We start from the raw sequence: 21,688 nt of genomic DNA, 5'->3' as shown, positions 1-21,688 counted from the left end.
AGTTTTTATTTCCTATGCAACGCTAAAGCTTTTTGAGAACTCCCCGGCACAGCCGGGGGTTTTCGGTAAACAAAAAAAGAGCTGCGAGGATTTTCCTCGCAGCTCTTTTGCGTTTCAACCCGCCATGGCCTGCCAAATTCCCGTAAAGGGAAGCACCAGCACCAGCGCGGGCAGCAGATCGATCAGCGGATAGGCGCGGATCTTGGCCATACGCATGCCGGCCGCAATGGTCAGCAGACCGCCGCAGGCAATAAAATTCAGCAGCATGGCATCGCTCATCACGGGCATGAGAAGCTTGGCCAGGAAGAAAAACGCCGTGAAAATGAGCGCCTGCGGCAGCGCGATGATGCTGACGGAGACCCCCATGCTGCCGCCGAAGATCAGCGCCATGATAAAGTCCAGCATCGCCTTGGACAGCATTTGCCCGTGCTCACCCGCAAAGCTCTCCAGCATCACGCCGTACAGTCCGAAGCCGCTGCAGCAGAACACTGCCACCAGCGTGATGTATTCCTCCATGTCAAAGCTGTCCGGCAGGGCCAGACGGCGCAGCACCAGGCCGAACCCGGCCCGGACCCGCCGCTCCAGATGAAGCGCCACGCCCAGCACCACCGCCAGCGTGACCACGGGCATCTGATCCGCCCGGATCACCGACAAAATGCCGCTGCAGATGGCGGTCATGCCGCAGATCATGGGCAGTTTTTCCCGCACATCCGCGCCGATCCACCGGCGCAAAGCGCTGCCCAGCGCGCCGCCAACGGCCACGCCCAGGCAGGACAAAATCAAACCATAGGGCATTGTTCCACTTCCTCACTCAGCCGATGTTGCCGGTCTGGCGATAGGACCGCCAGACATTTTCAAAAAAGTCGTCATCTTCCGGAATGGGGCGCACATCCCGCCATTCAAAACGGCACGCGCCGTCCCGGTACAGCACCTCCTGCACCCGGCTGCCCCGTGTTCCGTCGTCCAGCGCAAAGGTGAACGCATCGGGCAGCTGCGCATAGGGTTTTGTGCCGTTTGCATCCGTGTACAGCGCACTGCCCCGGCTTTTGCCGCCCTGCTCCATATAGTCCACCATGGCCGCCAGATACACCCGCTGGCTGATGAGCATATCCCGCAGGCGGTACACCCAGCACAGCTCGCTTTCGTCCGCAGCAGTCACCCGCCGGGGGAATTCTTCCAGAAGCTGCCGGGTCCGGTCCAGATAGGCCCGGATCTCTGCGCTGCTACGGATGGCCGCACCGCACCGGCTCATGTTTTGGGCCGCGTCGGCCCACAGGGCGCGCACATTGCTGCTGCCGGTGACCACCTGACGGGCCAGTGTGCCCATTTCCGTCAACGCCGCAGCGGCCGCGGCCTCAAATTTCTCCGCAGGCACCTGCCCGGTGCGGCGTGCCGCAATGAACTGTGCCGCCCGGGTGCTGCCCACCTGACCGGCGTTCAGCGCTGTGCCGCCGGGGCGGTACACCCCGTGACTGGCGCTGACTTCGCCCACTGCGAACAGCCCCTCTACATGGGTCTGCCACCAGCAGTCGATGGCCAGACCGCCGTTGTTGTGCTGCGCGCACAGGGAGATCTCCAGCGGCTGCACCGCCAGATCCACCCCTTTGTCCCGGTAGAACTCCACCGCGGGCGCGTTCATGTGCTCCAGCCGCTGGATGGGCGTGCCGAAACAGGCGCCCGCCCGCTGCAGATACTCCCGGGCTTCGGGGTCCAGCTCCTCGTAGGAAAACGCGCCGGAGACCGGGTTCTGCCGGTAGTCCAGGTACACCCGCCGGCCCTTGCAGCGCTCCAGATAGACCAGAATGTCGATGATGGAGCTGCCTCCATCCACCTTGCGCACGTCAAAGGGCCACTGATAGCCCTTGAGGAACAGTTTGCTGAGCATCTCGGCGGCGCTGGAGAAGAAATCCATCAAAAATTCCCGCTCGTCCGTTCCGTCGGGGGCCGTGGAATAGACCCGCGGCAGCACCTGCATATACGTGCCCGACACGTTCCAGCGGGGCCGCACCGACGCCAGCCCGTACTGCCACTCGGTCAGGTTTTTGCCCCGGGCGCCCGCTTCCAGCGCCAGGCCCGTGGCGCCGTAATGGCCGCCGGGATACACACTGTCCGCATACATGCCGGCGGGACCGCCCGTGGCGTAGACCACGTTGTTGCACCGGATGAGCACAAAACGGTCTTTGGGCGCGGCGGCGGTGTTCAGGCACAGCAGGCCATAGGTGCGCTGGCCGTCGCTGAGCACCCGGATCACCTGCAGATGGTCCAGCACCGGCACGCCCTTGTCCAGAACCGCCTGTTCCAGCCGCTCGGTCATCTGCTTGCTGGTGTAGGGGCCCACACTGGTGGCCCTGCGCCGGGGATCGTGGTCGGTTTTATAGCCGATGTATTCGCCGTACCGGTTGCGGGGGAAAGGCACTCCCAGCTCCACCAGTTTCAAAAAGCACTGGGTGGACAGCGCCGCCTCGCACAAGGCGATGTCCCCGTCCACGCACTGGCCGGAGAACAGCGTCTGGGCCATTTCCCGCACACTGTCGCCGTCCCCGCCGGACAGCGTCAGCTTATAATAGGTCTGCTTGTCGCTGCCTGTGTTGCGGCTGGTGCCCGCCAGACGGTTTTCCGTCACCATCAGGATGTCCCGCTGGCCCAGCTGCCAAAGCCGGTCCGCCGCATTGTAGCCCGCCGCGCCGGTGCCCACCACCGCGGTGTTGCAGCTGTAAAGCCGGGCCGAAAAACCATTTGCCGAAAAACGCTGCTCCTCCATGACGTGCCTCCTCTCTCACAGGCGCTTGATGTGGAAGCCTCCGTCCACATCGATGTAGTTGCCCGTGGTGTACAAAAATTTGTCGCTGCACAAGGCGCTGACCGCGTCGGCCACATCCTGCGGCGTGCCCCAGCGCGCGATGGGGAACAGCCCGTCCCGGATCAGCTTGTCGTACTTTTCCTGCACGGTGCTGGTCATGTCGGTGGCGATGACGCCGGGCCGCACCTCGTGCACCAGAATGCCCTCGCCGGCCAGCCGGTCGGCGTACAGCTTGGTCAGCATGGACACTCCCGCCTTGGACACGCAGTATTCGCCCCGGCTGATGGACGACACCTCGGCGCTGCAGCTGGACACGTTGACGATCACGCCCTTGCGGCCGTTCAGCGGCTCCTGCCCGATCATCTGTTTGGCCACGGCCTGGGTCAGGAACATATTCCCCTTGGTGTTGATGCCCACCACACGGTCAAAGCTCTCCTCGCTCATTTCCAGCAGATCGGCCCGCACCTTGGGCGCCACGCCCGCGTTGTTCACCAGCGCGTCCACCCGGCCGAAGGCATCCAGCGCGGCGCGCAGGATCGCAAGGCGGTCGTCGTGGTTCCCGATGTTGGCCTGCACATAGATGCAGTCGATGCCCTCGGCTTTCAGCGCGTCCAGCGCAGCCTGGTTTTTCTCCAGCGGGCCGGTGGCCACCATCACAATGTTGTATCCGTCCAGACCCAGCTGCCGGGCGATGGCAAAGCCGATGCCCCGGCTGGAGCCTGTCACAATCGCTGTTTTTTTCATACTGTTTCTCCCCTTACGGTTTCACGATCACCTTGATGCTGTTGCTGGCCGGGTCCAGCGCTGTGTCCAGCGCCTGCTGCAGCTGCTCCAGCGGAAAGGTGTGTGTGATGAATTTTTCCAAAGGCAGATCCCGGGCCGCGGCGATGGCGATGGGAAAGTCCCAGCAATAGCCCTGCGCGCCCTGAATATGGATCTCATGTGTGACCAGCCGGCTGGCCGGGAAGGTGATCTGCGGCTGTTCGTAAATGCCCACGACGGTGGCGGTTCCGTTGCGCCGCAGCGTCTGAATGGCCTGCAGAAAACAGCTTTCACGGCCCACGCACTCGAAGCTTTTGTCCACGCCTTTTCCGCCGGTCAGCCGCGCCACTTCCTGCTCCAGGTCCGTGCGGCCGCTGTTGATCGCCACGGTGGCGCCCATCTGCAGAGCCATCTCCAGCCGGCTGTCGGACAGGTCTGCCACAATGACCTGCGCCGCACCGCTGCGCCGGCACATGGCCGCCGTCATCATGCCGATGGCACCCGCCCCCAGGATCAGCACCGTTTCGCCCAGCTGGATCTGCGCGCGGCGCACCGCGTGGGTGGCCACGGACAGCGGCTCGATCAGCGCACCGGTCTCGTAACTCAGATCATCGGGCAGTTCATACACGCAGGCGGCCTTCACCACCACGTAATCCGCCATGGCGCCGTCCCCGTTGCGGTACGTAAAGCTGATGTGCTCACAGTAGCCGTAATCGCCGTGGCGGCAGGCTTCGCACGTGCCGCACACAATGCAGGGCTCCACGGTGACGCGCCGGCCCACGGCGACGTTTTTCACGGCGCTGCCCACGGCCTGCACATCGCCGGCGAACTCGTGCCCGATGGTCACCGGCAAAGGCGCGGACGGATGCCGGCCCCGGGCAATGTGCAGATCACTTCCGCACAGGGCGCTGGCGCGCACCCGCACCAGCACCTCGTCCGGGGCAAGCGCGGTGATATCCCGCTTCAAAAAACGGACTTTAAAGGGTTCATAGACCTCGCCCACCCGGTTGTGAATGGTCTCCACAGGCGCCCCCTCCTTTTCAGGTGCGGTGCTCGCGCACCACAGCTTCGGCATTGTACTGTTTGAACAGCGGCGCGTACAGTGCGCCGTCCTTGATGACGCAGCCCGTGCGGCCGTGGTCGCGCATGATCTGCGTGCACATGCTGCAGGTGACGCAGCACTTCTGGGGGTCCATGGCTCCCTTGGTCATCAAATCGTGGGGCGCGTCAGGATAGGCAAAGCTCTCCCGGCCCAGGCCCACAAAGCTGCAGCTGCCGTCCGCCAGGTTGGCCGCGCCCACATAGGGCAGGAACTGGCGCAGCCAGGTGTAGCCGTTGCCCACCACCGGAATGTCGCCCGCGGCTTTCTGCACCGTGCGCGTAAAGGAGAACAGACGCGCCATGCTCTCCAGCGGATGCTCCTGCGGCGTGGGGATGCCGTAGCTGGATTTATCAAAGGGACGCGTGACCTGCGGATAGATGTAATAGGGGTTGCCGCCGCTGTTGGAAAGCAGGTCCACACCGTTTTCCACCAGCATTTTTACCAGCGCCGCGGGCTCGGTGGGGTCAAATTTCCACATGTCCTCCTTGTCGCAGCCGAACCCGTAGGGATAAGGATGGGCGTCGAACACATTGAACCGGCAGGCTACGATGAAGTCGTCGCCCACGGCTTTGCGCACGGCCTGCACGGTCTGGCGCAAAAAGCGGCTTCGGTTTTCAAAGCTTCCGCCGTACTTGCCCTCACGGGTGTGGCTGGCCAGCAGCTCGCTGAGCAGATAGCGGTGGCAGCTTTTGATGTCCACGCCGTCAAAGCCCACTTCCTTTGCCAGCAAAGCGCTCTGCACATAGCGCTCGGTCAAAGCATCCAGATACTCGTCGGTGACGATGACCTCGTCCCCTTTGCCCAGAATGGGGTCGTGCTGGGGCACCAGCGGCCGGGCGATGTGCCCTTCCGGACGGCTGTACCGGCCCGAATGGGTCAGCTGCAGAATGTTCACGGGGCGATGGTCCGCGCCGTTCTTGTCCGCGGCGGCGGCATTGGTCTTTTTCAGCAGGGCGGCGAATTTGCTGCGGTTGGATGCGGTGAGCATCATCTGCAGCTCATTGGCGCGGCCCTCGGGCACCACGGCGCAGGCCTCCCACCACAGCAGGCCGGCTCCGCCGGAGGCGAAGCGCAGATAGCGGCGCTCCACCAGTTCGCTGGGAGAGCCGTCGGTCTCGGAATCGCACCCCTCCATGGGCAGAACGGCCATGGAGTTGGGCGCCGTGCACCGGCCCACCTTTCTGGGCTGGAACAGGGGGCTCAAATCTTCGGAAAAGGACAAATCCGTCCCCAATTCTTTGGCCTTTGCTCTCACCTCATCCAGTGTTTTAAAGTTGAATTTCTCGTGTGCGGCCATAAACAATGGTCAACCCCTTTCAAAAGTGAGCGGGAGAAACCCCGCAGTTGTTTTGGAACGTGCGAAGCTGCGCTTCGCCCGGAAACCTTCTCAGCGTGTGGAACGGCGTACGATCAGGTCCACTCCCAGCACGCTGTGCACCGGCGGCGGCAACTGGCCGTTCTGTTCCTTGTAGCGGATCTGATGGATCAGATTTTTGGTGGCCACGGCCCCCATCTCGTACAGCGGCTGTGCCACCGTGGACAGCGGCGGTTCCACCATGGAGGAAAGACTGACGTTGTCGAACCCCAGCACCGACACGTCCGCGGGGATCCGAAGTCCCATGTCGTGCAGCGCGTGCATGACCACAAACGCCTTGGGGTCGCTGGCGGCAAACACCGCGGTGGGCGGGTCGGGCAGCGCCATGACCTCCCGGGTCAGGCGGTCGAAGCTCTCCACGCCGCTGGTCTCCCGCAGCACCAGCGCGTCGTCCAGCGGGATGCCCGCGTCTTCCAGCGCCCGGCAATAACCCCGGAAGCGCTCGCGGTAAAAATACAGCTCCTCCCGGCCGCTGGCCAGAGCGATGCGCCGGTGCCCGGCGCCGATCAGATACTGCACCGCATCGTACGCGGCCTTGAAATTGTCCACGGCCACAATGTCCAGCCGGTTCACATCCCGCTCCTCAAAACGGTTCACCAGCACCAGCGGGAACCCCTCGCCGCGCAGCGCGCGGATGTGATCGGCCCGGCCCATGCTGGAACAAACCACAAAGCCGTCGATCCACTGGGTCTTCATTTTATCGATGTACGCCTTTTCCACCGTGTCGTCCTCGTTGGTGTTGCAAAGCACCACCGTGAACCCGCTGCGGCGCGCCACGTCCTCCACGCCCCGCGCCATCTCGGGAAAAAATCGGGTTCTGCATGGACGGTACCATCAGGCAAATGGTGTTGCTTCGCCCGGACTTCAGGCTTTTTGCCAGCACATTGGGCCGGTAGCCCGTCTGCTGCACCGCCTGCAGCACCTTCTGACGGGTGGCCTCGTTCACATAGCCCTTCGCATTGAGCACGCGGGACACCGTGCTGGCCGAAACCCCGGCCTGCCGGGCCACTTCCTTGATATTTGTCATCTCAGCTCTCCTTTTCCGGGGGCGTTTCATCCCGGTCCCAGTAGACCGTGGCGCCGCGGTGCGCGGAGGTGCACTCCTTGCGGTACAGCCGCAGCCAGCCCGTGGCCGGCTTGACCACCGGGGTCCACTGCGCCCGGCGGGCCGCAAACTCCTCCTCGCTGACGTCCACGGTCAGGGTGCGTGCCTCAATATCGATGTGCACCCGGTCACCGTCCCGGATCAGTGCCAGATTGCCGCCCTCATACGCCTCGGGGCTGACATGGCCGATGGCCAGGCCGCCGGTGGCGCCGGAAAAGCGCCCGTCGGACACCAGCGCGATCTGCGTGCCCATGCCCTTGCCCAGCACAGCCGCCATAAACGTTTCCATGTGGGGCATGCCCGGACTTCCCTTGGGGCCCTCGTAGCGAATGATGACCACATCTCCGGCGACGATCTCATCCCGGAGCATGGCGTGCCAGGCTGCGTCCTGGGAATCGTAGCATTTGGCCGGGCCGCTGAACGTCCAGGCCGCAGGGTCCACCGCACTGAACTTGACGATGGCGCTGTCGGTGCCGATGTTGCCGTGCAGCACCGCCAGACCGCCCTGCTGGTGAATGGGGTCCGACACCGGGTGGATCACATCCCGGTTCCGGTTTTCCGCCCGGGCCGCCTTTTCCCCGATGGTTCCGAACATGCCTTTGGAGGCGGTGTCGATCTTTCCGGCGGCGGCCAGCTCTTTGACCACCGCGCCCAAACCGCCCGCGGCCTCAAACTCTTCCATGGTATAGCTGGGATGGTTGGGATAAATGGTGCTGATGACCGGGACCTGCCGGCTGATGGCGTCGAAGGTCTCGGGGCGGATATCGCAGCCCGCCTGCCGGGCAATGGCCGGGATGTGCAGCACACTGTTGGTGCTGCCGCCGGTAGCCATCATGTACCGCACCACATTTTCAAAACTGCTCTGATCGATGATGTCGCTGGGCCGCACCCCGTTTTTCACCGCTTCCATCACTTTGGCCGCGGCCTGCCTTGCCAGCTGGTGCCATTTGGGCGTCTGGCTGCGGGTGCTGGCGTTGTCGTGGGGAGAAAGGCCCAGAATCTCCGCCATGGCGCACATGGTGTTGGCGGTTCCCATAAAGGGGCACGCGCCCGGGGTGGGGCATGCGTTTCGCACAATGGCCTTGTAATCCTCCCGGCTGAGCTTGCCCTCCACATAAGCGGCATAGGCCTGTTTTGTGTGGGTCAGCGTCAGCATGCGGCCCTGATAATGGCCGGCTGCCATGTACCCGCCGGTCAGCATCACCGTGGGGATGTTCACCCGCAAAGCACCCATGATCATGCCGGGCACCACTTTGTCGCAGGTGGCCAGAATCACCATGCCCTCCAGCATGTTCAGCTCGGCCACGGTCTCCACCTCGCTGGAAACCATGTCCCGGGCGGGCAGGGTATACCGGTCGCCCGGCGTGTTGGAGCAAATGCCGTCGCACACGCCGGAGATGGGAAGCTCCAGCGCCAGGCCTCCTGCCCGGTAGATCTCTTCTTTCATCTCGCCGATCACATCTTTGAAGGGATAGTGGCCCGGGTTCATCTCGTTCCAGGAATTGATCAGCCCGATGATGGGGCGCTGCGCATCCTCTTCAGAGATGCCCATGGCATACAGCAATGTGTTGCGGTGGTCCAGCGATTCCTCATTCCATTCACGGATCATGACACAGCCTCCTTCTTGTGCTTCTTTGTTCCGCCCGGCGGTGGACCGAACGCAATTTGTGGTATCGTTTGCAGAAAAAGAACCAGAAAAATGAGTGTGAAAACAGACGAAAAACATCTGCAAGCACACTCCTTATTTAGTTATATAGTACGCTTCCCTTATTTTTGCTGTCAATATCCCGCACTTTCTTTCTCTTTAATGCACAAAACCCCATATGAAAAGGTTTGCAGAAAGACGAATCTCAAAAAAAGAGGAGGCACTTGCCTCCTCTTTTTTCTTATCGATACGCTCTGCGGAACACCTCAGCGCAATCTTCGTCGGTCATCTCGCAGGGGTTGGCCGCGAACAAACCGCCCTGCATGGAGCGCGCGCCTTTGGCAAGCGTCATGCATTCGTCCACGGATACGCCGTAGTCGCTCATCTTCAGGTCCTGCACGCCGCAGGCTTTCTGCAGATCCAGCAGCGCCGTCACAAATTCTTCGGGGCGCACGGCATCTTTCCGGCCCATGGCCCGGGCCATTTTCACGAACTGATCATCGCAGGCATGCTTCTCCAGGAAAAACCGTGCAAAAGCCTCGGAAATCATGATCAGGCCTGCACCGTGCGGAATGTTATAATGATAGGCACTCAGCGAATGCTCCATGCTGTGCTGGGCGGTGGTACTGGTCAACTGCATGGTGATCCCCGCCATAGTGCTGCCGTAAGCCACGTGTTCCCGGGCTTCCAGGTCCTGCCCGTTCGCCACCGCACGGGGCAGATACGCCGTGATGTGCTCAATGGACGACAGCGCAATTGCTTCGCTGAGCACATTCACGCCCCGGGACATCATCACTTCCGTGTGATGGAACAGCGCGTCAAAGCCCTGGTAAGCCGTGTAACGGGGCGGCACCGTGCGCATCAGTTCCGGGTCCACAATGGCCAGCACCGGGGTCAGCCGGGGGGCGCCGAAGCCGATTTTTTCCTGCGTCTGCCGGTTGGAGATGACGCCCCAGCAGTTTACTTCCGAGCCGGTGCCCGCGGTGAGGGTCACGGTGACGATGGGCAGGCCGGGGTTGGGCAGCGTCTTTCCCTTTCCGGTTCCGCCCACCACATAGTCCCACAAATCCCCTTCATTGGTGGCCATGGCGGCAATGGCCACCGAGGAGTCCAGCACCGCACCGCCGCCCAAAGCCAGCAAAAAGTCGCAGCCGTTGTCACGGGCAGCCGCCGCCCCCTCCATGACCATTTCACGAACGGGGTTTTCCATTACTTTGTCAAACAGAACCGTTTCCACACCAGCCTGCGCCAGCTGAGCCAGCGTGCGGTCCAGCGCGCCGCTGACCCTGGCGGATTTTCCGTTGGAGAGAAGCACCAGCGCTTTTTTGCCGGGCAGGTCCTGTTTTCCCAGCAGGTCCAGCGTGCCGCAGCCAAACAAAATGCGGGTGGGGTTATTGAAATCAAACGTCAGATTCATGGAGAAAGCCTTCCTTTCCTGTAGTTCTTCTCCACGATCATAAACCCTGGAGCAAACTCCAAGTCAAGGCTTTTTTCATTCTCCCGTAAAAGGGCCCTGGTTGCTTCCCATTCGTTTTTTGCAAAAGAGCCCGAAACATACACCAAAAAGGAGCTGCTTTTCCAAAAAAGCAGCTCCTTTTTTCATCGAAGCACGTCCCGGGTGCGCCATGCGCCCTGCCGGAAACGAAGGAAGAACAGCAGCGCGCGGAAACCCCAGTCCAAAAAGATGGCCATCCACACGCCCAAAACGCCCAGGCCAAACCCCTGCGCCAAGACGTAGCTGCCGCCGATGCGGAACACCCACATGCTGGCAATGCTGACCTTCATGGTAAAGGCCACATCTCCCGCGCCGCGCAAAGCGCTGGGCAGGCAGAAGCTGGGCGTCCACAGCAGCGCTGCAAACACACAGTGCCAGTGCATCAGCTGCACCGTGGCCGCCTGAGTGGGGCCGGAGAGATTGTACAGCCCGACCACCGGATCAAGGCAGAGCCAAACAGCCGCGTTCAGAACCGCCATGGACAAAAACGCGGCTTTCAGAAGGCGTTTGGTATCCAGCGCCGCTTCATCCGGACGCCGGGCGCCCATACAGCGGCCCACCACCGACAACAGTGCCAGACTGATGGCGCTTCCCGGAATGGTTGCGATGCAGGCGATGTTTCCGGCCGCGGCATTGGCCGCGATGGCCACGGTGCCGAACCCGGCAACCAGACGCTGCACCAGCAGTTTGCCGATTTGAAACATGCCGTTTTCAATGCCGCTGGGCACGCCGATGCGCAAAATGGCCGCCACGGTTCTGGCCTGCGGTCTGCACGCCAGGCCCGTTCGCAGGGAAAAAGGCGTGTGCCGATGCCACAGAAACGCAAAAATAACCACGGCAGCCACCGCGCGGGCGACCAGCGACGCAACAGCCGCGCCCGCCGCGCCCATGCCCCGGCCGTAAATCAGCCAGGCATTGCCTGCCACGTTGATGCCGTTCATCAAAACAGCGACCCACAGCGAGACCCCGGTGGCGCCGATGCTGCGCAAAAGCGCCGCCCCGGCGTTGTAAATACCCAAAAACGGAAAACTGAAGGAAATGATGGTGAAATAGGCCAGCGCCTGACGCATCACTTCCTCTTCCACACCACCGAACAGGCCCCGCAAAAGCGGTTCCCGAAACCAGAGACCTGCGGCGGCCATGACCACCGCCACACCGCCGGTGATCCAAACCAGATGCCCGGCGGCCCGGCCGGCGCTGTCCGCGTCGCCCCGGCCCAGGTGCTGGCTGACCACCACCGCGCCGCCGGTGCACAGCGCGGCAAACACCTGCAAAAGCAGAAAGGAAATGGAATCGGACAGCGCCACGCCGCTCATGGCGGCCTCGCCGCAATAGGCAACCATCACCGTGTCCGCCATGCCCACGGTCACAGCAAGAATCTGTTCGCCGATCAGCGGCCAGACCAGACGGTTCAGCTCACGCCTTGTAAACAACATGGTTCAGCCCTTCTTATCCCAGCATTTTCTCCAGCAGCGGCACCAGATTCTGCGCCAAAACGTAAAAGCCCAAATCGGTCAAGTGGCTTCCGTCCACGGTGGCTTCCGCGCCCGCCGCCCCCAGCAGGGCCCGACCGTCCGCAAAGAAGATCTGCCGGTCTCCCGCGGCACGGCGCTTTTCCACCTCCTGGTGCTGAACAGCGGCATTCTTCTCCGCTTCGGCGGCAATGGTGCCGTTCCAGAGCGAGGCCGGACGTGCGGTTGCGGACAGCACCAGCACCGGCAGCTGCGGCGCGTAGGCCCGCACCGCGTCCAGAAAGCGGGGCAAATTCTGTTCCAGCAGTCCTTCGGGCGCGGCATTGGCCTCAATGTCCACCACCAGCGCCCCCAGATCCGGCAGCGCGCAGATGGCCCCCGCCAGATCCGGCATTCCCACGCCGTTGCCGGAAAAACCCAGATTGTAACAGGGTGCATCCAACATCCGGCTCAGCAGGGCCGGATAGGCCATGCCCGGATGACTGGCACACCCGCCCTGTGTGATGGATGTGCCGTAAAACGCCACGCCCCGGCGGGAAAATGCCGGCGGAGGCTGCAGCTGCGCCCCCGGGGCAAGCCCCACTTCCACGCTCTGCACACCGATGTACAGCGGCAGGTGAATGCGCACCTGTGTGTGCGGCACAAGGTGTTCCGCCAGCCTGCAGCAGAAGCTTCGGTCCGCCACCGGAAATTTTGTCACCCCGGCAAAGGCCCAATCCCCGCCGGGCACACGGACGTAACAGTCGCATCCGCATTGGGCGGCGGCAGTCATATGACTCATATAGGGCGGCGCATCCACCTGCGCGCGCACCCATACCTCCGGGCTGTCGGTCACAAAGTCCAGCGAGGCGCCCGCCGTGTGCCGCGCCAGTTCCACCAGTGCGGGACGTTTGTCCCGCAGCACCGGCAACAGTGCTTCCGGCAGACGGTTCCAAGAATTCTCCGCCTCAAAAAAGCCCAGGCCGCGCACCTGAATGGGTGCATGGGGCACGTCCAGCCAGACACACCCCTCTCCGTCTCCGCGGGCCGAGGCCATGTTTTTGTCAAATTTTGCGGCATCTGCCATGTCGGCTCCTCCTTATCGCAGCATCTCCCGGGCCAGCAGCGCCGCGCCCATGGCCGCGTCCTGCCGGGGAAGCACCGCAGTCAGGCCCGGTTCCAGCCGGGTCAGCTCTTGGGACAGGCACTGGCGCAAAAACGCATCGTTGACCAGTGCACTGCCCGCCAGCGCCAGCTCGGCCTGCTCCAGCTTCAGCCGGCGGGCGACCGCCTCTGCCAGACGGGCCAGTTCCCGGGCGGCACGGCGGTAAATGGCCAGTGCGGCCGCGTCGTCCGCAGCAGCCGCCTGCGGCAAAAGCCGGGCCAGCGCCGCAATGTCCCGCTTGGTGCATTCCGGCGCATACACAAAGGCAACAATGCCGGCCGCGTCCTGCACGTTCAGCGTTTCACAGACCTGCTTCGTCAGGCAGGTTTCGGGGCCACGGCCGTCCCAGGCTTCGATCACCGCCCGCAGCACGTCCCGCCCCATGGCGTAACCGCTGCCCTCGTCATCGATCAGATGCCCGAAGCCGCCGGAGCGCGCCTCGCGCCCGTCGGCAGTGCGCCCGGCACAAATGGAGCCGGTGCCCGCAATGAGGATCAGCCCTTCCGGCCGGCCCAGCGCGCCCGCCAAAGCCGCCATGTGGTCCCCGGTCACCTGAACCGGCCCCGCATAGCCCGCTTCCTGCGCGCCTGCGCGCAGAACCTGCGCCGCAGCGGGATTGCTGACCCCGGCCGCCGCAATGCACACAGCGGCCGGCGGGCCGCCTGCCTGGCGCCCGGCCTGTTGCAGAATGTCCCGCACCACCGCCCGCACCCGGTCCGGTGTTTCACTGTTCAGATTCAGCGCGCCGCCGCCCACCCGGAACAGCGGTCTGCCCTCTGCGTTCATGGCCTGCGCCAGCGTTTTGGTTCCGCCGCCGTCCAGGCCCAGCACATACAGGCCCATGGTCCTGCCTCCTTTATAAACCGTTCAAACTTCCCGGAGCATCCGCTCCGCGAAGCACCTGTTCCACCGCGTCAAAGGACAGGGGCGTGTACTCAAACGCCGCCAGCTTCCAGGCTTTTTCGGAAAGCGCGGGCAAATCGTAGGGATTGCGCAGCGCCACGGCAATCACCTTGCGCCCGGCCTCGCACAATGCGTTCACCAGTGCCAGCTGCCCCCGGTTCAGGTGGGCGTTGTAAGTCCCGGCCACCACGGTCTGGCCCGGCCGGGTCGCCTGCAGCACCGCCTGAATGTCCGCTTCAGCGGGCTGCACCGGCGTCACTTGAAAGGCCGCGCCGAAGCGCCCGGCCAGCGTCTGCGCGAAGGTGTTTCCGTCATCCGGCGCGCTGGAAGCAAAGGTGGCCCGGTAAGCGGGGCACCCCACAAAGAACGCATGTTCATCCACCGGCGGCAGCACCCCGTTTTCATCCAGCCGGGTCATGGCCTGTTCCATGATGTGCCGGGCGGCTTTGCGGTGAAGCGCACAGCCCACTTCCTCCCAGGAGGCGGCAGCGCCGGCAAAACGCTGTTTCGCCGCCAGCACATGGGCCACGGCCTCATCCACCCGTGCCATCGGCAGCGAACCGTCCATGACCGCCTCATAGGCCAGGTCCAGCGCCCGCAGCGCCAGCGCGGGCGTATGGGAAATACACGCCAGGTCCAGGCCTGCTTTCAGCGCAGCCACAAAGCCCTCGGGCGTGCCGTAATGATCCTGAATGGCGCCCATCTCCAGGCAGTCGGACACGATCAGACCCGTAAAGCCCAGTTTTTCCCGCAGAAGCCCCTGCAAAATGGCCGGGGACATGCTGGCGGGCAGATTCTCTTTTTCCAGCGCCGGGAACAGGATGTGTGCCGCCATGATGGCGGGCACGCCCTGTGCGATGGCACGGCGGTAGGGCACCAGCTCGCAGTCCATCAGCTCATCCAGTGACTTTTCCACCCGCGGCAGACCCAGATGGCTGTCCACGCTGGTGTCGCCGTGACCGGGAAAGTGTTTTGCCACAGGCAGGATCCCGGCTTCCACATGGCCCCGAATGCACGCCAGCGCAAAGTCGGACGCCGGCCCGGGCTCACTGCCGTAGGCCCGGACCCCGATCACCGGGTTCTGGGCGTTGGTGTTCACATCCATCACGGGCGCAAGATTGCAGTTCATGCCCAGAGCGGCCAGCTCCCGGCCCGTGTACAGCGCCGCCTTGCGGGCGTTTTCCACATCGCCCGTGGCCGCGATGGCCATGGCCGACGGAAAGGACACCGCGTCTGCGGTGAGGCGCGCCACCACGCCGCCCTCCTGGTCAATGCTGAGGATGGGCGGCACACCGGTGGCGTCCTGTACCCGGCGGCGCAGTTCCTCGCACAGACGCGCCGTCTGTGCGGCGGACTCCAGATTGTGGGCAAACAGCACAATGTTGCCCGCTTTGTATTCTTCTATCAGGCGCAGCGCTTCGGGGCCCGGCGTGAGGCCGGGAAACCCGAACATGATGAGCTGGCCCAGTTTTTCTCGCAGCGTCATGAACAGCATCCTTTCATTCATACAGATGGCTGGCGCGTTTTTCCCGGGCGAAGGCGGCCTCCTCGGCCGCGTACTGCTCCAGGATCTCCGCCAGAGGCACCTTCCGGTACAGCTGGTCGTCCCCGCCCAACAGCTTGATGTGGGGCTGCGTGGCCGGAGGAAGCACCGTGCGCCAGGCAAAGTCCTGCGGCCAGCGCTTTTCCACTTCATACAGCAGTTCCAGCGCCGTGCGCACCGGACGCAGCGACCGGGCGTCGGTGACATGCAGCTGCACGCCGCCGCACAGCTGCCCCGCATTTTTCTGCAGGGAAGGAGTAAACCACTGGGGCCGGAACAGCACGCCCGGCAGCGCCTTTTGGTTCATGGCCGCCGCCAGCGCGGCCGGATCGTCGATGTACGGTGCGCCGATCAGTTCCAGCGGCGCCGCAGTGCCGCGCCCTTCGGAGAGGTTCGTCCCTTCAAACAGGCAGGTGCCGGCATACAAAAGCGCCGCCTCGAACCGCGGCAGGTTGGGTGAGGGCATCACCCACAAAAGGCCGGTGTCCGGCCAGAGCATCTCCCGCCGCCAGCCCGCACAGGGCACCACGGTCAGCTGCGCGCCCAGCGTTTGGTTGGCCATGCGGGCGAATTCGCCGATGGTCAGCCCGTAGCGCATACACAGCGGGTAGCCGCCCACAAAGGAGGTGTACTCCGGCTTCACCCGGTTGCCCTCCACCACATTTCCTCCCAGGGGGTTTGGGCGGTCCAGCACGACCACCGGTTTTCCGGCCCGGGCGCAGTCTTCCAGCGCGTACAGCAGACTGTAGATGTATGTATAATACCGGCTGCCCACGTCCTGAATATCATACACCAGAACGTCGAACGCATCCAGCATTTCCTCGGTCAGCCGCTTGGAATCCTTTCGGTAGAGGCTGTACACCGGCAGGCCCGTGGCCCTGTCCCGGGTGGTGGCGATCTCCGCGCCGGGCGCCTGATCGCCCCGCACGCCGTGCTCCGGCCCGAACAGAGCCGTCAGGCGGAACCGGCTGTTCAGCAGATCCACCGTGGACCGGAACCGGGTGTCCAGCCCGGTGGGGTTGGTCAAAAGGCCGACACGCCTGTTTTTCAGCAGATCGTCGTAGCGTCCGCTCTCCCACAACACGTCAATTCCGTAACCGACCATTGTCTTTCTCCCCTTTTACAGCGTGGTCACCAGGCGGTGATTTTCGTCCGGGATCATGAAGCATTCCGCCCGGCCGGTGCGCGCCTCAATGCCGCGCACACGGCTGAGGGCGTCGTAATACTCCATGTAGGGAAAGCTTTTGCTGTGCACAGCGAACCAGTGAGCCGTGATCGCTTCTTTCCACAGCTCGTATCCCTCGGTCACATCCAGATACACATAGGGCTGGAAGCCCACCGCGTCCTCCCAGTTTTCCGCAAAATACAGCGTTCGGGCGAAATGGGCGGGAAGTTCCCGCTCAAACCCGGCAATTCCCGCGTAAAAGCGCGCGTCTTCCACAATGCGGTGGCATGCCGCGTGGTCCTTGTGCATGCTGTTTTTGTGATGGGTGATGAGAATATCCGGCTTGACTGCGCGGATGATGTCGCACACTTCAAACCGCACTGCGTCGTCGTCCGGCAAAAGGCCGTCGGCGTGATCCAGCACATAGGCGCGGCCGCCCAGTTTCTGCGCGAAGGTCTCGGCCTCGCTCACTTTTTTGGCCCGGTATTCGGCCACATCCGCGCCCGCGGGCGCGCCTTTTTCCCCGGCGGTCAGGGCCAGCGTGGCCACCGTTCCGCCCTGTTTCGCACAGGCGGCCAGCAGCATGCCGGCGGTCAGTTCCATGTCACCAATGTGGGCGCCGATAGCCAGAATGGTATGTTTTGTCTCCATACAGTGTCTCCTCTTTTCTCAAAGCGCTTTGCGCAGAATGCCGAACGTGCGTACGACCTCAAAGCCCGCGCGCTGGTAAATGTGCCGGGCGGGATTTTTCTCGCCGGTGAACAGGGACATATACTGGGCTCCGGCGGCCTGCTCCGCCTCACACAGGCGATAAAACAACAGCGTTCCCAACCCGCGCCCCTCGTGGGCGGGCGCCACGCCGATGCCTGTAAAATAGCCGCGGCCGCCCGGTTCCGGATACACCGGGCCCGCAAAGCCCACCACGCTTCGGCCGCACAGCGCCGCCAGAAACGGCGTTCCGTCCGCCGCACAGGCGGAGATTTCTCTCTCCCACTCGGAATTTCCAAGGGTTTTGAGCAGTCCCTCCAGGTCGGTGTGGACCGCCGGGTCATACAGCTGAATCCAATAATTCTGTTCTGCCAGCGCATTCTGTTTTTCCTGCAGTGCAGCGGGCAGGCGGAAATCCCCCAGCTTCAAATACATGGCGCACTCCCGCGCGCGCTCGTCGTAACCGCGTGCGCGCATGCGCCCATACCATCTCGGGCGGGGTGCTGAACGTGGGCGGGCATTCACTTGCGTCCAAAACGCCCAAACGGCCCGAAGTTCCTGCCCCCACATAAATCATCCGTCCGCCCCGGCTCAGCGCCTCATACAGCAGATCCACCGCACGGGCAATCTCGCTCAGCTGCGTGGCCACCGCCTTCGGTACTTCCATATCCTGCCGGTTCATCAGCGTAACCATCTCCAGCGTGGTGCACAGATCGATGTCTTTTGTCTCCTGATTTCGTTTTTCCGTGCCAAGCTTGGACAGATATTGATTCATGATCGGCTCCTCCTTACGAGAACGGTCCGAGGGCACTTTCCACAAAAGTTTTGCCCTTTTCCGTTCGTTGCAAGTTCAGAATAACGGTTTTGCTCCAAATTGTCAATAAATTATGAAAAAATATTTTATTTTTAAATTTATTTTTGTTGTTTTGCTTCAAAAACAACTTTCCTCTTTGGCATTTTTGCACAAGAGAACGATTACAGCTCAAAAAATAACATATTTACGTAAAAAATAAAAGAGGTCGTATCAAAACGACCTCTTTTTCTTCTCTTTTCCGCGAATTATTCCCTGTGGCGGGAGGACAGCGCATCGTGGGTGCGCTCCAGATACTCCTTGATCTCATCGTACTGAGCGCTTGCCACGCCGGAAAACAGGATGTCCACCAGATTGAGCATGGCAATGCGGCTGCCCATGGCCCCGCTGCGAAACGTAACTTCCGGAGTGGAAATGCGCAGCACCACATCCGCGCCCAATGCCAGCGGGCTTTTGCTGTAGCGTGTCAAAGCAATGCTTTTGGCGCCGGCGGCGCGCACCAGTTCCAGCGCATCCAGAATTTCCGCGGTGGTGCCGGAATTGGACACCAGAACCGCCACATCCCAGGACTTCAGCAGCGCGGCGGCGGTCTGCATGCTGTGACCGTCCACAAACGCCTGACAACGCTTGTTAATGCGCATGAATTTCTGCTGCGCGTCCGCGCACACAATGCCGGATGCACCCAGTCCGTACCAGTCGATACGGGGCGCCGCGCACAGCAGCATCACCGCCCGCGCCATCTGTTCCTTGTCCAAAACGCTCAATGTTTCTTCGATGGAACGTCGGTTATTAAAAGATACGTTTTCAATGATCGTGGCCAGGTCGTCCCCCGGCCGAATGTCGGTATACCGGCGTTCCTCGGCAACGCTCTCATCCGAGCCCAGCGCTGCCGACAGGCTGAGAATAAAATCCCGATAACCCCGGTAGCCCAGCGTTTTACAAAAGCGCAGCACAGACGCTTCACTGGTGCGGCTGTTGTGTGCCAGCTGCTTGATGGACATGGATTTCACCGTGGCCAGCCGCGGCTCCACATATTCCGCCACGGTTTTTTCCACCCTTGTCATCGTAGGTTTTGCATCTCGAATCCGGATCTCGACGCTGTTGCTCTGTGCCATATGCGCTTCCTCCTCCCCGCCCGCCTTCCGGGCCGGGCCAATTATGACAGTTTTTTTCAGCATACATAATTTTTTCGAAAAAAACAAGCCCTGTTCCCTTTTTTGGTTTATAGAAAGCTTCCGGAAAGAAAAAACTGCTGTTTTGCACAAGTTTTGAAAATATTTTTTATAAATCTTTGATGTATTGCATTTTTATTTCACACATGCTAGCATACCAATAGATCAATGAGAAAGCAGAGGGTGCATCATGGACCTGATTCAACTGGAATTCTACGCGCACAGTCTGGGCGGCGCTGCCCGCGTAAACGTACTGTTGCCCTCGCCCTCGCCGGAACGGCTGGAAGCGCAAGGTCCGGCCGCCGTATACGCGCAGGAAGCCGGGCGAAAATGGCCGACACTGCTGCTTTTGCACGGTATGCAGGGCAACGAAAGCGCATGGCTGCGCCATTCGATGGTGGAACAATCCGCCGCGCAGGCCGGGGTGGCGGTGGTGATGCCCGGTCTTTTGAACAGCTACGGGTTTGATCTTGGGTTTGATCTGTCCTTTGAACAATATCTGCGCACGGAGCTTCCGGCCTTTCTGGCCAGCCGCCTTCCGCTGGATCTGTCCCCGGCTCAGTACACCGTGGCGGGACTGTCCATGGGCGGTTTTGCCGCTTTGCGGCTGGCAGCGCTGGACCCGGGCTGCTACGCTGCCGCCGGCAGCTTTTCCGGGGCGGTGGAACCCTGGGGCGTGGTGCAGCGCCGGGGCGAAAAGGCCGCGGGAGCGGTTTTGGCACACACCGACGCTTTGGACGGTCTGCGCGGCACGCAGCCTGTCTATCTGGCGTGCGGCCAGCAGGACGCACTGGTGCTGGACATGAACCGCCGCCTTCACCAGCGCCTGGAAAGCGCCGGCATCCCGCACACCTATGAAGAATGGTCCGGAGGCCATGAATGGACTTTTTGGGATACTGCCCTGCGCCGCTTTCTGACCTGGCGTGCGCAGCATCTGTCCCCTTGCAGCGAAAGGAAGGAATTGCAATGAACGAACGGCCCAATATTGTATTGATTGTGACCGATGAAATGCGGGGCGACTGCATGGGCGTCGCCGGACATCCGGACGTGAAGACGCCTTATCTGGACTCTCTGGCGGACATGGGCGTCTATTATCCCAACGCCTACTCCCCTTGCCCCAGCTGTGTACCGGCGCGGGCAGTGCTTCACACAGGGCTTTCTCCCCGGCACACCGGCCGGGTGGGATACCAGGATTGTGTGGAGTGGAACTATGGCTGCACCATGGCGGGCGAACTGACGCGGCAGGGGTACCAGACGCACTGTGTGGGCAAGATGCACGTGTATCCGGCCCGCAACAGCATGGGCTTTTCCAGTGTGGAACTGCACGACGGATACCTGCACTACGGCCGGTTCCCCGGGGTGGATTACCACGAAAACCAGCAGATCTCAGACGATTATTTTTACTGGCTGAAAAACGAAAAGGGCATCGCATGTGATGTGACAGACTCCGGCGTGGAGTGCAACAGCTGGGTGGCCCGGCCCTGGCCCTACGAGGAGGCGCTGCATCCCACAAACTGGGTGGCCAGCCGCAGCATTGACTTCCTGCGCCGCCGCGACCCGCGCAAACCGTTTTTCCTGATGGTGAGCTTTGTGCGGCCCCATGCGCCCTACGACGCGCCCCAGTGCTATTTTGACATGTACCGTGACCGTGCCCTGCGCGCTCCGGCCAGGGGCGACTGGGACCGTGAGGACTGGCTGCAGCGGTACGGGCGGCGCTACAACGCAGCCACCGGGCCATCCGACCCGGAGCTGATCCGCCAGCAGCAGATCGGTTATTATGCCTGCATCACCCACATGGACCATCAGATCGGACGGATCTGGATGTCACTGGTGGAACACGGGCTGCGGGACAACACGGTGATCCTGTTCACCAGCGACCACGGCGAAATGCTCAGCGACCATTGCTGGTGCCACAAATCGCTGCCCTATCAGGGCAGCGTCCGAGTGCCGATGCTGGTAGCCGGCCCGGAGAAATACATTGGTCCCGCGGGCCGCACAGACCTGTCGCTGGTGGGTCTGCAGGACGCAATGCCCACCGTTCTGAAATTGGCAGACGCGCCGGTCCCGGCTCATCTGGACGGCGAGAACGCACTGGAAGGCACAAAGCGCACCTGGCTGCACGGAGAGCATGTATTCCGCTTTGAAAACCGCTCCAATCAGTTCATTGTTACCAAAACCGACAAATACGTGTGGTTCTCTCAGACCGGGGAAGAGCAGTATTTTGACCTGGAAAACGACCCCCAGGAAACCCACAATGCCATTGAAGACCCCGCGCATCAGGCGCGAATCGCCCAGCTGCGGGGCTACCTGATCGAAGCTTTGAAAGACTCTGAGGAGGGTTATTCCGACGGCGAACACCTGATCGTGGGGCGCCCGCCGCAGGAGTGCCTGTCCAACGCCACCGCGGAAAACGTTTAAAAACAAAGAGCAGGAAAGTGGGGGGGGGGGGGGGGGGGGGGGGGGGGGGGGGGGGGGGGGGGGGGGGG

20 protein-coding genes are annotated in these 21,688 nt (G+C 62.2%); 2 read left to right on the top strand and 18 right to left on the bottom strand.

Annotated features, from left to right (window positions below):
• Window positions 1-114: 114 nt before the first annotated feature.
• The 18 genes from WMO24_RS04785 to WMO24_RS04700 all read right to left on the bottom strand — a co-directional run bounded on the left by WMO24_RS04785 (window position 115) and on the right by WMO24_RS04700 (window position 19,145).
• Window positions 115-795, bottom strand: a complete 681-nt coding sequence (locus WMO24_RS04785; RefSeq protein ID WP_349215182.1) for a DUF554 family protein — start codon at window positions 793-795, stop codon at window positions 115-117.
• 16 nt (window positions 796-811) lie between these two features.
• Window positions 812-2,761 carry an FAD-binding protein gene (locus WMO24_RS04780; protein WP_349215181.1) on the bottom strand — a complete coding sequence of 650 codons (1,950 nt, stop codon included), beginning with the start codon at window positions 2,759-2,761 and terminating at the stop codon, window positions 812-814.
• A 15-nt stretch (window positions 2,762-2,776) separates the two neighbouring features.
• A complete protein-coding gene (locus WMO24_RS04775; RefSeq protein ID WP_349215180.1) occupies window positions 2,777-3,544 on the bottom strand; it encodes a 3-ketoacyl-ACP reductase in 768 nt (255 codons plus the stop codon).
• Window positions 3,545-3,557: 13 nt separating this feature from the next.
• The gene (locus tag WMO24_RS04770; RefSeq protein WP_349215179.1) at window positions 3,558-4,586 is read right to left on the bottom strand and encodes a zinc-dependent alcohol dehydrogenase; all 1,029 of its coding nucleotides are present in this window, start codon (window positions 4,584-4,586) and stop codon (window positions 3,558-3,560) included.
• A gap of 16 nt (window positions 4,587-4,602) precedes the next feature.
• On the bottom strand, window positions 4,603-5,961 hold the full coding sequence (locus WMO24_RS04765) for an oxidoreductase (RefSeq protein WP_349215178.1): 1,359 nt from the start codon (window positions 5,959-5,961) through the stop codon (window positions 4,603-4,605).
• Window positions 5,962-6,051: 90 nt separating this feature from the next.
• Window positions 6,052-6,825 (bottom strand): substrate-binding domain-containing protein, encoded by a 774-nt coding sequence (locus tag WMO24_RS04760; RefSeq protein ID WP_349215177.1) that lies wholly within the window; start codon window positions 6,823-6,825, stop codon window positions 6,052-6,054.
• Window positions 6,737-7,066, bottom strand: coding sequence for a LacI family DNA-binding transcriptional regulator (locus WMO24_RS04755; RefSeq protein WP_349215176.1), 330 nt, complete (start codon window positions 7,064-7,066; stop codon window positions 6,737-6,739). The genes WMO24_RS04760 and WMO24_RS04755 overlap by 89 nt, the downstream gene beginning before the upstream one ends.
• A gap of 1 nt (window position 7,067) precedes the next feature.
• Window positions 7,068-8,753 carry a dihydroxy-acid dehydratase gene (ilvD, locus tag WMO24_RS04750; protein ID WP_349215175.1) on the bottom strand — a complete coding sequence of 562 codons (1,686 nt, stop codon included), beginning with the start codon at window positions 8,751-8,753 and terminating at the stop codon, window positions 7,068-7,070.
• Between the two features lie 277 nt (window positions 8,754-9,030).
• Window positions 9,031-10,206, bottom strand: a complete 1,176-nt coding sequence (locus WMO24_RS04745; RefSeq protein ID WP_349215174.1) for an iron-containing alcohol dehydrogenase — start codon at window positions 10,204-10,206, stop codon at window positions 9,031-9,033.
• Between the two features lie 182 nt (window positions 10,207-10,388).
• Window positions 10,389-11,720, bottom strand: coding sequence for an MATE family efflux transporter (locus WMO24_RS04740; RefSeq protein ID WP_349215173.1), 1,332 nt, complete (start codon window positions 11,718-11,720; stop codon window positions 10,389-10,391).
• 13 nt (window positions 11,721-11,733) lie between these two features.
• Entirely contained in the window at window positions 11,734-12,822 is a 1,089-nt protein-coding gene (locus WMO24_RS04735; RefSeq protein WP_349215172.1) for an SGNH/GDSL hydrolase family protein, read from the bottom strand.
• Window positions 12,823-12,834: 12 nt separating this feature from the next.
• A complete protein-coding gene (locus WMO24_RS04730; protein WP_349215171.1) occupies window positions 12,835-13,743 on the bottom strand; it encodes an N-acetylglucosamine kinase in 909 nt (302 codons plus the stop codon).
• Between the two features lie 13 nt (window positions 13,744-13,756).
• A complete protein-coding gene (locus tag WMO24_RS04725) occupies window positions 13,757-15,310 on the bottom strand; it encodes a glycoside hydrolase family 3 protein (protein ID WP_349215170.1) in 1,554 nt (517 codons plus the stop codon).
• Entirely contained in the window at window positions 15,303-16,451 is a 1,149-nt protein-coding gene (locus WMO24_RS04720; RefSeq protein ID WP_349215169.1) for an exo-beta-N-acetylmuramidase NamZ family protein, read from the bottom strand. The genes WMO24_RS04725 and WMO24_RS04720 overlap by 8 nt, the downstream gene beginning before the upstream one ends.
• Before the next feature lie 15 nt (window positions 16,452-16,466).
• Window positions 16,467-17,162, bottom strand: coding sequence for a PIG-L deacetylase family protein (locus WMO24_RS04715; protein WP_349215168.1), 696 nt, complete (start codon window positions 17,160-17,162; stop codon window positions 16,467-16,469).
• An 18-nt stretch (window positions 17,163-17,180) separates the two neighbouring features.
• Window positions 17,181-17,654 (bottom strand): GNAT family N-acetyltransferase, encoded by a 474-nt coding sequence (locus tag WMO24_RS04710; protein ID WP_349215167.1) that lies wholly within the window; start codon window positions 17,652-17,654, stop codon window positions 17,181-17,183.
• Complete coding sequence (locus WMO24_RS04705; protein WP_349215166.1) at window positions 17,560-17,994, bottom strand: hypothetical protein; 435 nt, start codon at window positions 17,992-17,994, stop codon at window positions 17,560-17,562. The genes WMO24_RS04710 and WMO24_RS04705 overlap by 95 nt, the downstream gene beginning before the upstream one ends.
• Before the next feature lie 284 nt (window positions 17,995-18,278).
• Window positions 18,279-19,145: a MurR/RpiR family transcriptional regulator gene (locus tag WMO24_RS04700; RefSeq protein WP_349215165.1), complete on the bottom strand. Its 867-nt coding sequence runs from the start codon at window positions 19,143-19,145 to the stop codon at window positions 18,279-18,281.
• Window positions 19,146-19,392: 247 nt separating this feature from the next.
• Between WMO24_RS04700 and WMO24_RS04695 the strand changes: the two genes are divergently transcribed.
• Together WMO24_RS04695 and WMO24_RS04690 are read left to right on the top strand one after the other, a co-directional pair.
• Window positions 19,393-20,172 (top strand): alpha/beta hydrolase, encoded by a 780-nt coding sequence (locus WMO24_RS04695; RefSeq protein WP_349215164.1) that lies wholly within the window; start codon window positions 19,393-19,395, stop codon window positions 20,170-20,172.
• Entirely contained in the window at window positions 20,169-21,620 is a 1,452-nt protein-coding gene (locus WMO24_RS04690; RefSeq protein ID WP_349215163.1) for an arylsulfatase, read from the top strand. The genes WMO24_RS04695 and WMO24_RS04690 overlap by 4 nt, the downstream gene beginning before the upstream one ends.
• Window positions 21,621-21,688 lie beyond the last annotated feature (68 nt).

It is taken from the genome of Ruthenibacterium intestinale (assembly GCF_040096265.1).
In the GTDB taxonomy this organism is placed as follows: domain Bacteria; phylum Bacillota; class Clostridia; order Oscillospirales; family Ruminococcaceae; genus Ruthenibacterium; species Ruthenibacterium komagatae.
Note: the sequence above shows the minus strand (reverse complement) of the source record. Positions and strands in the feature narration are given on the sequence as shown.

What these genes read in the sequence shown, in the direction of transcription:
- WMO24_RS04785 (WP_349215182.1), bottom strand. Translation starts at nt 795, where the DNA reads ATGCCCTATGGTTTGATTTTGTCCTGCCTGGGCGTGGCCGTTGGCGGC.
- WMO24_RS04780 (WP_349215181.1), bottom strand. Translation starts at nt 2,761, where the DNA reads ATGGAGGAGCAGCGTTTTTCGGCAAATGGTTTTTCGGCCCGGCTTTAC.
- WMO24_RS04775 (WP_349215180.1), bottom strand. Translation starts at nt 3,544, where the DNA reads ATGAAAAAAACAGCGATTGTGACAGGCTCCAGCCGGGGCATCGGCTTT.
- WMO24_RS04765 (WP_349215178.1), bottom strand. Translation starts at nt 5,961, where the DNA reads ATGGCCGCACACGAGAAATTCAACTTTAAAACACTGGATGAGGTGAGA.
- WMO24_RS04755 (WP_349215176.1), bottom strand. Translation starts at nt 7,066, where the DNA reads ATGACAAATATCAAGGAAGTGGCCCGGCAGGCCGGGGTTTCGGCCAGC.
- ilvD (WP_349215175.1), bottom strand. Translation starts at nt 8,753, where the DNA reads ATGATCCGTGAATGGAATGAGGAATCGCTGGACCACCGCAACACATTG.
- WMO24_RS04745 (WP_349215174.1), bottom strand. Translation starts at nt 10,206, where the DNA reads ATGAATCTGACGTTTGATTTCAATAACCCCACCCGCATTTTGTTTGGC.
- WMO24_RS04740 (WP_349215173.1), bottom strand. Translation starts at nt 11,720, where the DNA reads ATGTTGTTTACAAGGCGTGAGCTGAACCGTCTGGTCTGGCCGCTGATC.
- WMO24_RS04735 (WP_349215172.1), bottom strand. Translation starts at nt 12,822, where the DNA reads ATGGCAGATGCCGCAAAATTTGACAAAAACATGGCCTCGGCCCGCGGA.
- WMO24_RS04730 (WP_349215171.1), bottom strand. Translation starts at nt 13,743, where the DNA reads ATGGGCCTGTATGTGCTGGGCCTGGACGGCGGCGGAACCAAAACGCTG.
- WMO24_RS04725 (WP_349215170.1), bottom strand. Translation starts at nt 15,310, where the DNA reads ATGAATGAAAGGATGCTGTTCATGACGCTGCGAGAAAAACTGGGCCAG.
- WMO24_RS04720 (WP_349215169.1), bottom strand. Translation starts at nt 16,451, where the DNA reads ATGGTCGGTTACGGAATTGACGTGTTGTGGGAGAGCGGACGCTACGAC.
- WMO24_RS04715 (WP_349215168.1), bottom strand. Translation starts at nt 17,162, where the DNA reads ATGGAGACAAAACATACCATTCTGGCTATCGGCGCCCACATTGGTGAC.
- WMO24_RS04710 (WP_349215167.1), bottom strand. Translation starts at nt 17,654, where the DNA reads ATGTATTTGAAGCTGGGGGATTTCCGCCTGCCCGCTGCACTGCAGGAA.
- WMO24_RS04705 (WP_349215166.1), bottom strand. Translation starts at nt 17,994, where the DNA reads ATGAATCAATATCTGTCCAAGCTTGGCACGGAAAAACGAAATCAGGAG.
- WMO24_RS04700 (WP_349215165.1), bottom strand. Translation starts at nt 19,145, where the DNA reads ATGGCACAGAGCAACAGCGTCGAGATCCGGATTCGAGATGCAAAACCT.
- WMO24_RS04695 (WP_349215164.1), top strand. Translation starts at nt 19,393, where the DNA reads ATGGACCTGATTCAACTGGAATTCTACGCGCACAGTCTGGGCGGCGCT.
- WMO24_RS04690 (WP_349215163.1), top strand. Translation starts at nt 20,169, where the DNA reads ATGAACGAACGGCCCAATATTGTATTGATTGTGACCGATGAAATGCGG.